We start from the raw sequence: 15,378 nt of genomic DNA, 5'->3' as shown, positions 1-15,378 counted from the left end.
ATGGAAAAGTATCAAATTGAGATTTGTACGAATTCAGTGGAAAGCTGCCTGGCTGCACAGGAAGGTGGTGCCAACCGCGTGGAATTATGTGCCGGAATACCGGAAGGCGGGACAACCCCTTCCTATGGTGAAATAGCCATCGCAAGAGAAGTATTGGCTCATACCCGCCTGCATGTTATTATCCGGCCACGTGGAGGAGATTTCCTTTATTCGGATATGGAAATCAGAACAATGCTGAAAGACATCGAAATCGCACGGAAATTGGGGGCAGACGGAGTCGTATTCGGTTGCCTGACAGCAGACGGCGAAGTAGACTTGACATCAATGCAGATTCTAATGGAAGCCTCTAAAGGGCTGTCAGTCACCTTCCACCGGGCATTCGACGTATGTAGTAATCCTCAAAAGGCATTGGAGGAGATCATAGAGCTGGGATGTAACCGTATTCTGACTTCCGGGCAGCAACCTACGGCTGAACAAGGTATCGGTCTTTTAAAAGAATTGCAAGGACTGGCTGCGGGAAGAATTACGTTACTTGCCGGCTGTGGAGTAAATGAAAATAATATTGCGCGAATTGCGGCAGAAACCGGAATCAATGAGTTTCATTTCTCGGCACGCGAAAGTATTCAAAGTGAAATGAAATTCAGAAATGAAGTTGTCTCAATGGGAGGAACAGTACATATCAACGAATACGAACGAAATGTGACTTCCGTGCGAAGAGTCAAAGAAACAGTGGAGGCTTTATATAGAGGAATGTAAATTATAGCCTGTCTACTATATACTAAAAAATGGTGAACATACAGCTTTAAGCCTTTTGTTCACCATTTCTATTTTGCATTACCACCAGCGGTATCAAGAAAAACTGCTATACCTTTATTTATAAATAAGGAATCACCGTAATATAAATACCTGTAATAATAGCCGAAGTAATTACTCCCGAGATATTAGCTCCCAAGGCATCTCCCAAGACGAATGAGTCCGGATTATCTTTGCTTACAATCTTTTGTGCAACCTTTGCGGTAGTCGGCACACAGCTAACAGCCGCAATACCGATGACCGGATTGTAATTACCCCGTTTAATAATATACATGATATATCCTCCGATTATTCCTCCGATACCGGAAAGTAATAATGCTACGATGCCTAATACTAATAGTTTCAATATCTTCGGATCGAGCAGCAGATGTGCATCACAAAGTACACCCAGCAACACGCCCAACATAAAAGTCGATCCATAAAGCAACGGACCACTCACAAAATCATAAATATGTTTCATACCCGACTCACGAACAGCAACCCCCAGGAACAAAGAGAAGAACAAAGGAGAAGCTACCGGGAATAAGAAACAGAGAATAGCACAAAGAACAGCAGAGAAAGCCAGTTTCACTTTGGCATCGTAATTCTTCGGAGCTTTCTTTGTCACCATCTTAATAGCACGGAAACGTTTGGGAACCAGCAGCTTCACAAGGTAAGGATAGCCTCCATACGTCAATCCTAAATAAAGATAGGCAACCACCGTAATAGGCACAAACAAATGCTTTGCCAATGCCAGTGAAGTAAACAATACCATCGGTCCGTCTGCTCCACCTACCATAGCCACTGATGCACTTTCTTTGAGAGTCAGGCCGAGAGCGGAAGCAATAGGAACTGTCAGGAAAGTGCCCAGTTCTGCACACAGAGCAAGAAATATACTTGCAAATGGTTTCTGAAGCAGGAATCCAACATCCAAAAGCGCCCCGATACCCATAAAGACAAAGCAGGCTATGAGCCCATTACTAAACGTCAGAGTGTAAACAGGTTGCAGGAAATCTATCTGCATGGTATTCATTAATTGATCCGTATCTGAAAGCATCGGATCAAGAAAGAGGTTACCCAGTGTGCCGTCGGGCATCATCAGTGTTCCACAGTTGATAGCTACCATTCCCAGTCCCATAGGGATCATCACCATAGGTTCGAGAATACCTTTCCAACCTAAATAGATCAGTAACAGACCGAGTAGTGCCAAAAAAACTCTTGCAGAAGCAAGTACCCATCCGCTTGCCATCATTGTACCAATACCTTGAAATAAGGTAGCAAAATCTATATTTTCCATAAATTAGTTTCCTTTTATTGTTTGTTGTTAGTAAGTTTCTTTGAGTTCTTCTTATTGACATGTGCCTGCTCTTCTTCCCGCAGAAAGAATTCACGAGTATCCTGTGAATAATAGTAATTCATTAAATTATTTTCCGAAGCTCCCGGACTCACGCCATGATAATAGCCAGAGTAACCGGTGAAGTTCCTGTCAATCCCCTTACTGTAGTCTTCACGAGAATCACCTAAAGCATCTTCATCTGCAATAGGTATCTGCCGGACTAATCTTTCCACCTTCTGCCGATGCTGCCGCCAGCGTCGTAACCGGAGTAGCTCCAAACGGTGGGAACTATAAAAGTCAAATGAATCAGCCGCATAGGCAATCAACTTAATGACCGCAGCGACAAAAAAACCGATGAGGAAAGTAAGCCCCATCATCGCAAAAGTAGACAGTAATAAATGAATCATAGTAATATAAAAATTAGGTTGTACAATCATATTCAAAATAAAGAAGAGGCGCCCAATGGTGAAACCATTATAAAATTTAGACACACATGAAAGTTAATCCCATTGGGCATTCCTCATCACCATATAAAAACAATCGGCGGATATTATTTGCCTGAAATCACTTCGGTATATATCCTTGCTTTTATACGACGTAACTCCCGTTTCACAACGGAAAACACAATATTTTAATCCTTGAATACCTTATCATTAGTATTCAGGAGGTATATCACTCAACTGGGCTTTGGTAAATACGGGACCGTCTTTGCAGACATACAACTTCCCGACATTACACCGTCCACATTTTCCAACACCACATTTCATCCGGTTCTCCAGGGTGGTATAAATATTCTCATCGGCAAAGCCTAACTTCTCCAATACAGGAAAAGTGAACTTTATCATCACCGGAGGTCCGCAAACTATTGCCACAGTATCTGCACTGGCAGGTGCAGCAGCCTCAAGCACCGAAGGTACAAAACCGACTTTTCCTGTCCAGTCGGGAGTCTCCCCCCCGGGATCAACCGTAGTTATCAGATTGACATCCGGACGGTTTTCCCATTCTTTCAGCTCTTCTTTATATACCAGGTCGTTAACAGACTTGGCTCCGTAAACAATCGTTATATCTTTAAAATCTTCCCGCCTGTCCAATGCATTCCAGATGACGCAACGCATCGGCGGAAGCGCTATACCACCTGCAACGAACAACAGATTCTTTCCTTTCCACTCGTCCAACGGAAATGTGTTTCCGAAAGGTCCTCGAAAACCAACGGTAGCTCCTTCTTCCAGTTTGGCAAGTCCGGTAGTCACCCGTCCTGCCTGACGGAATGTACACTCGATATATCCTTTACGAGTAGGCGACGAAGCAATACAGAAAGTTGACTCTCCTTCACCAAACGCAGAGTATTCACCGAACTGTCCGGCTTTGAAGTGAAAGGTTTCTCCTTCCTTCTCGTCTTTAAATCTTAACCGGAAAGTCTTCACTCCCGGAGCTTCATGGGTTATCTTCTCAATCACCATCAGGTGCGGAAGATATATATTCGACTGCTCATTCATGGCTTGATATCGATATTAAGTGTTCAAGTATATTCATATCTACCGGGCAGGCACGCGAACAACGTCCGCATCCGGTACAACCGGTTTCCTGTATCCGTTCAGGCATATAGGAGAACTTATGCAAAATGCGCTGACGCCAACGGGCGCTTTGTGTCGGACGCGGATTATGTCCGGATGTGTGGAGGGTAAACAGCGAAAAGCCGCAAGAATCCCAACAACGGACACGATGACCGGACGAACCTTTGGCATCTTCCTGAATATCAAAACAGGCACAAGTTGGACAAACATAAGCGCATGCGCCACATCCCAAACAACGTTCGGACTGTTGTTTCCAAACAGGACTGTCGAATGCTCCCGCCAACTTCTCACGTATATTATCAACATTGAAACGGGTGGGAACAGATGCCAGATATTGTTCCTTATCTATTTCTTCGGCAGGTGTATATTCTTTCACAAAGAATTTAACCAATGCTTTGCCTTTTGCTGTCAAGACTTCCACCAATGCACTCTGATCCGGCAACTCCGTAATCTGAATATCACTGCCGGCAGTATTACCGGGCCCCCCGTGAACGGAAGTACAGAAACATGATTCATCGCATTGTGCACAACTGAAGCTGATTAATGTCATTTTCTCCCGCCGGGCATTGTATAGTTTATCTTTATAATCCCAATTAAAAATACCGGAAAGGGGTGCAAACCCTGCTGCATCACAAGGACGGATTTTCCAGAGAATCGTTTCGGGAATTGCATTAATATCCGCTTCCTGCAAAGTAGCTTCTTTCCCGTCTTTCTGATAAGAGAACAGCACTTCTGTTTTCGGGAACGCAAAGCGTTTAGCCGACTGGGTAGTCTGCACATAGTCCGTCGCTACCTCATCGTAAGAAGTCACTCTTTTGAAGTCTACTTTATCTCCTGAATGCACAGGAGCAAAAATATGCATTTCCTTTTTCACCATCTGATGAAACCATTCTTGCAGACTGCTTTTACTGATATGTAGATTTTCCATTACTTTCTTTTAATGTATAAAGTTCTCTTTATCTTCTGCCTTGAAGGTAGAAAGTACATTTCCCGCAGGATTGATAGCTCCGGGAGCAACCCCGAACTCGCCCTGAATGTCTTCCATCATACTTTGTGTCATCAAATGAAGAGGAATACCCACCGGACAGGCTTGTTTACAAGCGCCACAACCGATACAACGTCCTGCCATGTGCATCACGCGGTTAATCTGCCACTCCATATTTGTCAGCGGAGCAGACCAGGGTTGTACCCACTGCGGACAATTGACCTCCACAATACACCGGCTGCAATAACACAACGGACAGGCAGCCCGGCAAGCATAGCATTTGATGCATTTCGACATTTCCTCCATCCAATATTTCCACCGCTCTTCACGACTCATCTTTTTCAGACGATCAATCAGTTGAAGATTCTCCTCACTAATAGTCAAGGGAAAGTCTGCCAGATATGTTTTTATTTCATCGAATCCTTTAAACTGGATAACTTCTCCATGTCCGTCAACGGTCAATACTAGAAGATTATCTTCTTTCAACTGGTTTTCGAATGCCAATTGAACAATCGTCCGTAATGCCGGAACCGTAGCTGTTATAGCCACTTTGCCTGTTCCTGTTAATTCCCGTTTTGTCAGATAAACTGCAATATTATTCGTACAACGGTCGTCCAGTATCAGCCTGTCGGCATTTTCTGCCTGCCGGCAAAAGAGAGGACGTGTTCCATGATTTCCTTCTTCATAGCCTATCACAAGATTCACTTCTCCTTCTTGTAACAAAGCAACTGCTTTTTCTGTCAGTTTACTCATAGATAGCCTCCTTTTCCAAATAGTCCGAAGCTTTCTGATACTCCAGATAAGGTCCCAGTTCACGGATTCCGGCAACTGTCTCATTCACCAGATCAGCCCACTTAGCTCCCTCTGCCGCCGACACCCATGAATAACGGATACGACGTACATCAATACCCAAGAAGTCGAGCAGTCCGCGGAATACAATCCAACGACGACGTGCGTGGAAGTTTCCGGATGTATAATGACAGTCATTCGGATGACAACCCGAAACGATAATTCCATCAGCACCTCCGGCAAAGGCTTTCAACAGTAACATAAAGTCAATTCTTCCTGTACAGGGGAAGCGGACAATTTCTACATTAGTCGCATACTTCAACCTGCTCGTACCTGTCAGGTCTGCCCCGGCATACGTGCACCAATTACAGACAAAAGCTACAATGCGCGGTTCAAATTCCTGATTATTCTCGATCTTATTTTCGTTCATAGCTTACTCTCTTTTTAATGGTTCAGCAATGCCATCACTTCGGCATAGACCTGTTCATTGGAATATCCCTGTATATCAATAGATTTGGAACGGCAGAAAGCAACACAGGTACCACAACCCTGACAAAGTCCGGGATTTACTTTAGCAACTGTCTTTATTACATTCCCATTCCTGTCTTTTATTTCTTCACGTTCGATAGCCTGATAAGGACAAGCTGTCTGACACATGAAACATCCTACGCAAGTACTGAATAACGGAGGAGCAGTACGATTGACAACGGCTATCAATGGCTCGCGAACCAGATTTGCCTGTGAAAACAATCCTGCTACTTTCACAGCGGCTCCCGAAGCCATTCCCACTGTTTCGGGAATATCTTTCGGTGCCTGACAGGCTCCTGCCAGATAGATTCCGGCTGTATTCGTTTCCACCGGTTTCAGTTTGGGATGAGATTCGGCAAAGAACTGATAAGGGTCATAAGAAATGTGCATCTTCTGCGCCAGTTCTTCCGCTCCCTTGTTGGCAACTCCCGCTGTGGCAAGCACTACCATGTCAGCTTCTATCTCGACAGGTGATGCTCCCAACAGGGTGTCTACTCCTTTAACAATCAATTTACCGTTCTTCTCATATATACGGGCGACGCGACCACGGACGTAATTCACTCCATCCTCTTCAATGGCACGGCGCACAAATTCTTCATAATTCTTTCCTCCGGCACGAATATCCATGTAGAACACGTACGATTCGCCACCATGTACCTTGTGCTGATAAAGCATCGCATGTTTGGCTGTGTACATACAGCATATCTTAGAGCAATAAGGAATTCCTTTGGCCGGATCACGGGAACCGGCACAGGCTACAAATACAATCTTTTGAGGAATCTGTCCGTCAGACGGACGGCGAATCTCTCCGAATGTAGGACCGGAAGCCGATGCCAGACGCTCAAACTGCAATCCGGTAATGACATCTTTGTATTTTCCATATCCATATTCGGGGAAAAAGTCTGTATTCAACACATTGAATCCTGTAGTTACTACAATCGCTCCGACTTCTTCGGTGATAATACGGTCCTCTTGTCCGAAACGGATAGCCCCCGTAGGACATAGCTTTTCACAGACTCCGCATTTACCATTGCGATAATGGGTACAATGTTCTTTATCAATCACCGGTTTATTGGGCACTGCTTGCGGAAAAGGAACATAAATAGCTGTACGCATTCCCAAACCGGCATTAAATTCGCTCGGTATCTTTTTGTTAGGACATTTAGTCGTACAAAGTCCGCAACCGGTACATAATTTCTCATCAATGCTCTTCGCTTTCAGGCGTATACTGGCTTTAAAATTACCGATAAAGCCTTCCACATGCTCCAGTTCGGCATACGTATAAAGAGTGATATTCGGATGCTGCGCTACTTCCACCATTCGGGGAGTAAGAATACACTGCGAACAGTCTAATGTAGGAAAAGTTTCCGAAAGCTGTGACATGTGTCCGCCGATGGACGGTTCTTTCTCTACCAGAATGACCTGATGTCCGCAATTGGCGATGTCCAGACTTGCCTGAATTCCGGCAATTCCTCCTCCAATCACCAGTGCTTTTTTGGTGATAGGAACCTGAATGGGAACCAAAGGATGATTCCGCTTTACCTTTTCAACCAGACTTTTGACAATATCGACAGCCTTACGGGTAGTTGCCTCCCCTTTCTCATGTACCCAAGAGCAATGCTCACGAATATTAGCTATCTCGCACAGATAAGGATTCAATCCGGCTTCCGCACATGCTCTCCGAAAGGTAGGTTCATGCATTCGCGGAGAACAGGCAGCAACGACAACGCCATCCAATCCATATTCTTTAATGGCGTTCTTAATCAATGTCTGTCCCGGATCGGAACACATATATTTATAATCGATGGCATAGGCAACGCCTTCCATTTCTTTTGCCGCCTCGGCCACTTTTTCGCAGTCGACAGTTGCACTGATATTTTCACCGCAATGGCAGATAAAAACTCCTATTTTAGACATACTTCCGCCTCCTTCAAATTTACAGCTACAAAATGACGTCCCAGTCCCAATTCCTTGGGAGTCAGTCCGACAGCCAGTCCGATAGCCTGTGTGATATAAAGAACCGGTATGGTAACAGGTTTTGCCAGATAGTGGTTGATAGCAGGGCGACGCATATCCAAATTAGAATGACACATCGGACAAGCCACAATCACGGCTTCCGCTCCCCGGTCATCAGCATCTTTCAGTATATTTCCCGAGAGACGTCCTACAAGATCTGTGCGAGAAACGGACAAGCCCGCACCGCAACACTCCGTTTTGAAAGCCCAGTCAATAGGAGTGGCACCAATCAGAGACATGATTTTGTCCATGCTTTGCGGATCTTCCAAACGGTCGAAGTTTAATATTTTATGGGGACGCACCAGCAAGCAGCCATAGTAACAAGCCACTTGATGAGCAAAAGGACGTACTATCTTCTCTTTTAATGCATCCAGCATATATTTCTCTATCATCTGGATGACATTCAATATTTTCACATTACCGAGGTAGCGCATTCCAACTGTAGTCAGTATTTCATCCTTCAATGCTTCATTGTGCATTAATTCGTATTGAGCAACACTCAAACGATTGTAACAGGAAGCGCAGGGGACAACGATTTCTTGAAATCCCTGTTGTTCTGCCAAAGCCAACACACGGGTAGGTAAGGCAAGAGACAATTGTTTGCTCATGGAGTGAGCAGCCGTTGCACCGCAACAGTTCCAGTCTTTCAACTCGATCAGTTCGAGTCCCATCGCCTGTGCCAGTGCTTTGACTGATTCATTATATTCACGAGAAGTTCCGTTTAGCGAACATCCCGGATAGAAACCGATTCTCATAGCTACTTTTGAGTCTTTTCAATGGTTTGTGCAAATATCTTTTTGATCTTATTCTCATCTTTTACCCGTTCCGGAAGGAGGTTGAGTTTCCCTTTGACGAACATAACAGGAGCCACATTCAAATCCTGTGTCAGACGTAAAGTGCGGGCTTTAAAACCTGCAACCAATCCCACTTCGTAGAGTCTTCCTGTTCTTTTCACTGATTCGAGAAAAGCGGAATGGAAAGCTACAACAGGGCGTGACTCTTTACTTATGCATCCTTCTTTCCGGGATTTCTCACGCAGGTAGTCCATCACTTCAGGAATGTTTATTTCTTTGGGACACCGGGCAATACAGTTTTCGCAATTCAAGCAAATCCAAATGGCGTTGGAACTTAACACGCGACGGTCATTTTGAGCATTTTTTGTCTGTAACAACCGGAGAATATAGCTGGGAGCATAATCCATCTCCTCTGATAACACACATCCGGCCGTACATTTGCCACACTGGTAGCAATAAGACACATCAATACCCGTCTTTTGTTCCAAGTCATAGGAAATACATTCTTTGTTTTCCATGTTGACATGAATAAAATAGATAATAATAAAAATAAAGGAAAGAGTGGCAGAGAGGTATCAGAATAAGACACACCTCACCCAACCAAAAGAAAAGAATATTGTCTAAATGAGAATATGCGCCAATGTGTAGACGTAATACTTACACGAATATTTAGTGTAATTGACATCAAGATCGGTATGACCCAAACGGTTTTCCGGAAGCAGAACATTCAGAGAGCTCAATATCTGTATAATCACAGTATTTGTATTGAACTTCAAGTTCTTGAAAGGAACAATGCTTCTCGGAAAAGAGATATTATCAAAAATACAGTCACTGACTTTACAATTAGATGTCTCGTCAACAAACTGCGAATGCGATACTTTACTTGACTTATTGAGGTCGGCAGAAGAGATGCGACAAGATGACTCTGCCGTATATTGCATACGATTAGATGAGATTTCAGTTTCTTTCTGAAATCCCTGCAAATCTTTATCGGAAACATTGCTAAGTCCCAACACCAGAAATGCGCATGCTAATATGCAAAAAATATACTTAGTCATAATTTGCTGCAAACGTAATCATTCTTTTTCGAAAAAGACACATCACGAGCAATAATTAACGATTATTCATACTGAATCTTTCTTATAATCCATGTACAACTTTCATCAATTGCTCACCTAGACCGATTGTATATCCTTGAGAAACAAAGACTACTCTATTAAATGTATCAGCAATAATAAAGATTGGCAGAATGGAGTTATTCAAATTCATAGCCTGCACGATTTCTTTCCGAATACTGTCATCAGTATCAATACCGTAAGTGATGGTAGACGGAAGTCCCTTGAATTCGTCAGCATTAAACTTCTTGTATTGTTCTTCCGAAGGAAAAAGAAAGACCATTTTGCGTCCCCACTGCTCGAAGTCATTGCCCAGAGCGGCTATGTCTCTTAGTGCATGATTGGTAGGCTCCTGCCCTGCCCCGAGAACAGCTACCACAAAATAGCCACGTCCGCAGGTTTGCAAAATACTTTGTTGTGCCAAAGGCATCACTTTCTCTCCTATTCGTTCCACCGGCGTAAAAAGCGATTCGGAATTGAAATTACCGATAACAGCAACCTTTTCTCCGGATTCACGCAAATGATAGGGTACTTTTGTCGCTACAGGTTTGAATTCGTCTTTCTGTGCAGGCAATACAAAAGAAGAAATTCTCGCCAACACACCTCCATCGGCAAGTCTCGTACCGGTAACCAACAAGTAATATCCGGCATCCAATACCCCCATATTTCTCAATCTGGGATCTTGTTCTTCATAACTAATCAATTCCGGTCTGCCCTCCTGCAACCTGGAAATGGTAAACTTACTATAATACTTAACTCTCTTATCATCACGAGCAATTGCCTTATCACCTTCATAAAAATGATAAATCCCCCTGGATGCCTCCACTGCTTCTTGTTTATCGAAATCAACCTCCATGAATTCGCTTCCCCACCTGTTTTCAGGCCAACTTACATATCTTACACGCCCGTCTGTACTCCTTATATCAGCACCGATATTCATACTACGCGCCAATGCTACGAAAAACAGATCCCGTGAATATGAATCCGCCACCTTCGCACGCCAAACCCCTTCCGGAGAAATAGGGATACGCTGGAAGTTATTTTCTTCATCAATCGTAATATTACGGTTCACCCATTCAACTAAAGCTTGCGGGCGAGTCCGGAAAGTATCCATTTCCGCTTCAGAGAACTTAGACTGAAAGAAAGATTTATAAGGTGTCAATGCCTCCGTTGAAGCACGGGGAGCAAGAATGTCATAAACATATTCAGTCGAAGCATCCATGCAGTGAAAGGGCGGTATAACACAGTCATACAAATAGGTATCAACATCTTTCGTATTCAACAAATGATCGATCAACACTTCATAACGCACATCACGAAGATCTTTTTTAGTAAGTATGGACAATAAAGCCGCACCTTTCATCAATTTTCCCTGTCGGTCTGCCTCATTCAGAAAACGAACCAATACATCATGATTCCCTCTTGAATCCAACAAGAAAGAAGCCAGTGCCTTCCCGGCAAACGAACTTAATTTTCCTTTCAAACAGGATACAATGGAATCAGCTTGTTCCGCAGTTGGGAAAGTAGCGACATAAGCATTACGAATCGAATCCTCCTGCATCATTCTCCGATCATTCTCTGCCCGTTGCTCCGGCGTTACTTCCGGCAAAATAGGATTCTCAACGGGAGGAACGATATCAATATCTTCTTCAAAAATATCTCCTTCCTTTTTATCAAGTGTCAATATCAATTCCGGTTGCTTGTCGAAAGATAGCTTGGAAAAGCCGAATGTTCCCTTATCGGAAGCCCATACCAGCATATCTCCCTTACCGGCTGTTAATGATACTTGACCATTGGCATCAGTGTATTTAGTAGCAACTGTATAAAACTCCGCATAGTTATATACTTTAAAATCCACTCTTGCTCCGGCAACAGGTTGTCCATTCTTATCTCTCACCGTCACCGATACTTTTGCAGTCGGAGCATAATTCTCCGTTACATTGATTTCCGTATAATTCGGTGTCTCAAGCATCATTTCCTCCGGACCGTTATAACGCCCGAAGACCTTCGTATGCATCAACATTCCCCGACTGGCAGGAGCATTGAACCATCCCAGATTCAAAACCGGCTCCGGCTCACAGGCACCGAAGAAATACCAATGTCCGTCCGCCCATGCTTCCACCCAAGCATGATTATCATCCGTATGCGCCCAACGAGGCGTATACACCTGACGTGCCGGAATACCAACCGACCGGAGAGCAGCCACCGCAAATGTAGACTCTTCACCACAACGCCCATAAGCCGTCTTGACTGACGCCAATGGTGAGCTGGTACGCGCATCACTCGGACGATAGACTACTTTCTCATGACACCAGTGATTCACCTCTAATATAGCCTCTTTCATCGGCAGCCCCTTCACCCTGTCTTTCAGCTCGCCATAAAACACACGACGGGAATCGTCCAGATTCTCGTTATTCACCCGGATCGGCAAAACAAAATGACGGAACACTTCATCGGGAATCTCTTTTCCCCAAGGCATCTCGCCACGCGTCTGCTTCGACAGCCGTACATTCTCCAGATAATAATCTCCCGGATAGTCCGTCACATCTCCTATCGGCATATAAGCATAGAGAAACATCAATGCTTCGCGCTCATAGACCGACAAAACAGAATCGGCAAAGATCGCAAATAAATCTCCATGAGGGAGTGCCTGTTTTTTCAGTTCAAAGTCTTGAATCACTTGATTCCGGTAGGCTTCTTCTTTGAGAAAGTGAGCATTGTTACAAGCAAACAGCGCAATTGATAAAATCAGGACGCACAAAAGATGGGTGAATGTTTTCATACGAGTGTTTGGTTTATTCTAATAATAAGGTTGCTGACTGACAAAAATACAAGAATATTTTCTGAAAGCCTAGATAAGTACATAAAAATGTGATAGATAAGAATAATATTGTCATCGACGGAGAATTACGGGCATTTTGTAACAGGTTTGTAACATGAACCGTGTTCGAACCCTCATAAAAAGAAAATTCAAAAGAAAAAGAAGATTTTTATGTTTTACAGCATATAATTCGAAAACAATTCGTATCTTTGCAGTGTTATTAGAGAAAACAAGATGTAAAACCGCTCTTCAAAACGTGGAGGGCAAAAAAAGAGGAAACAAATTATGAAAAAGAATGCAAATGAAAAAATTATGATGTTACAGTACCGTATTAAACGCTATCAAGCAATGGGAAATGGTGCTATGTGTCAGACCTTGAACGGTAAACTTCAAAAACTGCTGTCACAGCAGGTTGCCATGTAAATAAACACACTAATTATAATAAATAGAGCGAGGAACTTTCGAGTATCCTCGCTTTTTTTATACATTTGCAGAAGAAAGATAATAAAACACATTATGAAAAAGCTATTTATGTCGGTTGCGCTGCTTTTATTGGCCGTAACCTCTTTTGCACAAACACCCGGTTATGAATTCACAACCGTTGTATCTCACAAAGCAACACCTGTTAAAGATCAGGGTTCCACAGGAACCTGCTGGTGCTTTGCCACCGCTTCTTTTATGGAGTCGGAACTGCTCCGTATGGGAAAAGGAGAATATGATCTCTCGGAAATGTTTATCGTCCGCCAGAAGTACATGAATCAGATCGAAGATAATTATCTGCGTCGTGGTAAAGGAAGCATTGGGGAAGGAAGTTTGGCGCACACTTTCAAAAACGCTTATAAGAAAGCGGGAATCGTTCCGGAAGAAGTATACACCGGATTGCTAAACGACAGCAAAGATCATAACCACGGAGCATTGTCACGCTACCTCAAAGCATTGGTGGATGCAAATATTGCTTCTAAAAAGTGTACTCCGGAATATGATGCGCTCATCAACAATCTGTTCGATATTTATTTGGGCAAGCTTCCTGAAAAGTTTACTTATAAAGGAAAGGAATATACGCCTCAATCTTTCACTGAAAGTTTGGGATTGAACATGGATGATTATATCGAGCTGACCAGTTTCACTCATAAACCTTATTATGAAACCTTCTCACCTGAAGTGCCCGACAACTGGGAGAATCAACCGATGTATAATCTTCCGCTGGACGAACTAATCGGGGCTATCGACTATGCATTGAACAAGGGATATACCGTATGCTGGGATGGTGATGTCAGCGAACAGGGTTTCTCTTTCAAAAACGGAATCGCCATCAATCCGCAAGTAGAGGATGTGAAAGATTACTCAACTACCGATCGTGCCCGTTTTGAAGCTATGCCTAAATATCAGCGTATGGATGAAGTTTTCAAGTTCGAGCATCCTTATCCGGAAATCAATGTAACACCAGAAATCCGCCAGGATGGTTACGAGAAGTTTGTAACAACCGATGACCACCTGATGCACATCACCGGCATTGTAAAAGACCAGAATGGTACTAAATATTACATTACCAAGAATTCCTGGGGAGCAGAAAGCAACAAGTCCGGAGGTTATCTGAATATGTCTGAAAGTTATGTACGTGCCAAAACTATTTGTGTCATGGTACATAAAGATTCTCTGCCAAAGGAATTGAAGAAGAAACTCGGAATTCAATAAGCCGCTTGGTATCACCCTAAATAGGAGGTTGATTATTCTATGGAGTCTATATATTAAGTATGTGTTCTTAATAATTTAGGCACGGATTACACGGATTTCACGGTCTTAAGTATTGTCATTGCTACAAAGTAACCGCGTTAATCCGTGTAATCCGTGCCTAAAAAAGATAGCAATTTATGAGTGACAGGCACTCCCCCCTTTAGTTTTTATTTCTTTCTCAATGTCACGTCGCTGATTTCTACAACGCCGCCTTTGTTTTGTGAAAGAATGGCCAGATAACAATCCTTCAGAATAGCAGCATCATCGTCAGTATCAGAAACTTCCAAGTCAGCATTTGCTTTCTTACTGCTAATTGCATTAACTACTTGTCCCATATCATAGTAAACCACTACTTTAGTCCATTTATCAGCATCTTTAATTTTAAAGTTGTACTGTGCGCCAGAAGCATTTGGTTGAGCATCTGCATCGTAGTCTCTACGCATGAAAAAAGTAGTATTGTACTTACCATTATCGTTCTTTTCTTCATTGGTCTGTTTGATGTATACACCTACCGGAGTACCTGCTTCTTTAGCTTTTGCATAGAAAGTAAGAACATAGACACCTTTTTCCAAACCATCGGTAATACGTTGTCCCAGGAAAGCCTTATACCAAGAGATATTCTTGTCGGCACCGGAGTTGTCCAATTTCATCGCATTCGGATATTTAGCATCTCCTGTTTGTTCCCAAGCAATAGTAGTAGCTCCATCAGCTTCATTATTCATGATAAACCACTCTCCTGCAGTTGCTTTGTTAGCGTTAGTCACTTTAGTCTTCACTTCAGTGGCAAATTTTTCATTCTTTATCAGGTTCTGTGCACTTACACTTACTCCTGCAATGACCAAAAGGCCGGCAAATAATACTTTTTTCATCTTACTGTGATTTAATTGTTTATAC

14 protein-coding genes are annotated in these 15,378 nt (G+C 43.2%); 2 read left to right on the top strand and 12 right to left on the bottom strand.

The features are described from left to right. On the top strand, positions 1 to 756 hold the full coding sequence (locus H8796_RS12730) for a copper homeostasis protein CutC (protein WP_117936611.1): 756 nt from the start codon (positions 1 to 3) through the stop codon (positions 754 to 756). Positions 757 to 874: 118 nt separating this feature from the next. Here the strand turns inward: H8796_RS12730 and H8796_RS12725 are convergent, their stop codons facing one another. From H8796_RS12725 to H8796_RS12675, 11 genes are all read right to left on the bottom strand, one after another. After that, positions 875 to 2,089, bottom strand: coding sequence for a sodium ion-translocating decarboxylase subunit beta (locus H8796_RS12725; protein WP_004301928.1), 1,215 nt, complete (start codon positions 2,087 to 2,089; stop codon positions 875 to 877). Between the two features lie 14 nt (positions 2,090 to 2,103). Next, the gene (locus H8796_RS12720) at positions 2,104 to 2,535 is read right to left on the bottom strand and encodes a LapA family protein (RefSeq protein ID WP_117936648.1); all 432 of its coding nucleotides are present in this window, start codon (positions 2,533 to 2,535) and stop codon (positions 2,104 to 2,106) included. Positions 2,536 to 2,781: 246 nt separating this feature from the next. Then, entirely contained in the window at positions 2,782 to 3,624 is an 843-nt protein-coding gene (locus H8796_RS12715) for an FAD/NAD(P)-binding protein (protein ID WP_117936609.1), read from the bottom strand. Continuing rightward, positions 3,617 to 4,630 carry a 4Fe-4S dicluster domain-containing protein gene (locus tag H8796_RS12710; RefSeq protein ID WP_117936607.1) on the bottom strand — a complete coding sequence of 338 codons (1,014 nt, stop codon included), beginning with the start codon at positions 4,628 to 4,630 and terminating at the stop codon, positions 3,617 to 3,619. Before H8796_RS12710 ends, H8796_RS12715 begins: the two co-directional genes overlap by 8 nt. A gap of 9 nt (positions 4,631 to 4,639) precedes the next feature. After that, the gene (locus tag H8796_RS12705) at positions 4,640 to 5,440 is read right to left on the bottom strand and encodes a 4Fe-4S binding protein (protein ID WP_117936606.1); all 801 of its coding nucleotides are present in this window, start codon (positions 5,438 to 5,440) and stop codon (positions 4,640 to 4,642) included. After that, positions 5,433 to 5,906, bottom strand: a complete 474-nt coding sequence (locus H8796_RS12700; RefSeq protein ID WP_004301922.1) for a hydrogenase iron-sulfur subunit — start codon at positions 5,904 to 5,906, stop codon at positions 5,433 to 5,435. Before H8796_RS12700 ends, H8796_RS12705 begins: the two co-directional genes overlap by 8 nt. A gap of 14 nt (positions 5,907 to 5,920) precedes the next feature. Further along, the gene (locus tag H8796_RS12695) at positions 5,921 to 7,921 is read right to left on the bottom strand and encodes a CoB--CoM heterodisulfide reductase iron-sulfur subunit A family protein (RefSeq protein ID WP_004301921.1); all 2,001 of its coding nucleotides are present in this window, start codon (positions 7,919 to 7,921) and stop codon (positions 5,921 to 5,923) included. After that, complete coding sequence (locus H8796_RS12690) at positions 7,909 to 8,775, bottom strand: CoB--CoM heterodisulfide reductase iron-sulfur subunit B family protein (protein ID WP_032853828.1); 867 nt, start codon at positions 8,773 to 8,775, stop codon at positions 7,909 to 7,911. The genes H8796_RS12695 and H8796_RS12690 overlap by 13 nt, the downstream gene beginning before the upstream one ends. Positions 8,776 to 8,777: 2 nt before the next feature. Continuing rightward, positions 8,778 to 9,332, bottom strand: coding sequence for a 4Fe-4S dicluster domain-containing protein (locus H8796_RS12685; protein WP_004301919.1), 555 nt, complete (start codon positions 9,330 to 9,332; stop codon positions 8,778 to 8,780). 102 nt (positions 9,333 to 9,434) lie between these two features. Further along, positions 9,435 to 9,872, bottom strand: coding sequence for a hypothetical protein (locus tag H8796_RS12680; RefSeq protein ID WP_117936604.1), 438 nt, complete (start codon positions 9,870 to 9,872; stop codon positions 9,435 to 9,437). An 82-nt stretch (positions 9,873 to 9,954) separates the two neighbouring features. Continuing rightward, positions 9,955 to 12,711: a transglutaminase domain-containing protein gene (locus tag H8796_RS12675; RefSeq protein WP_117936602.1), complete on the bottom strand. Its 2,757-nt coding sequence runs from the start codon at positions 12,709 to 12,711 to the stop codon at positions 9,955 to 9,957. A gap of 555 nt (positions 12,712 to 13,266) precedes the next feature. Here H8796_RS12675 and H8796_RS12670 point away from each other — a divergent pair. After that, complete coding sequence (locus H8796_RS12670; RefSeq protein ID WP_117936600.1) at positions 13,267 to 14,445, top strand: aminopeptidase C; 1,179 nt, start codon at positions 13,267 to 13,269, stop codon at positions 14,443 to 14,445. Between the two features lie 206 nt (positions 14,446 to 14,651). On the opposite strand, the gene H8796_RS12665 is transcribed toward H8796_RS12670, so the two are convergent. Next, positions 14,652 to 15,353 carry a DUF4627 domain-containing protein gene (locus H8796_RS12665; RefSeq protein ID WP_009000604.1) on the bottom strand — a complete coding sequence of 234 codons (702 nt, stop codon included), beginning with the start codon at positions 15,351 to 15,353 and terminating at the stop codon, positions 14,652 to 14,654. Positions 15,354 to 15,378 lie beyond the last annotated feature (25 nt).

Origin of the sequence: Bacteroides sp. M10, from assembly GCF_014334015.1 — a bacterium.
Taxonomy (GTDB): Bacteria; Bacteroidota; Bacteroidia; order Bacteroidales; family Bacteroidaceae; genus Bacteroides; species Bacteroides intestinigallinarum.
Note: the sequence above shows the minus strand (reverse complement) of the source record. Positions and strands in the feature narration are given on the sequence as shown.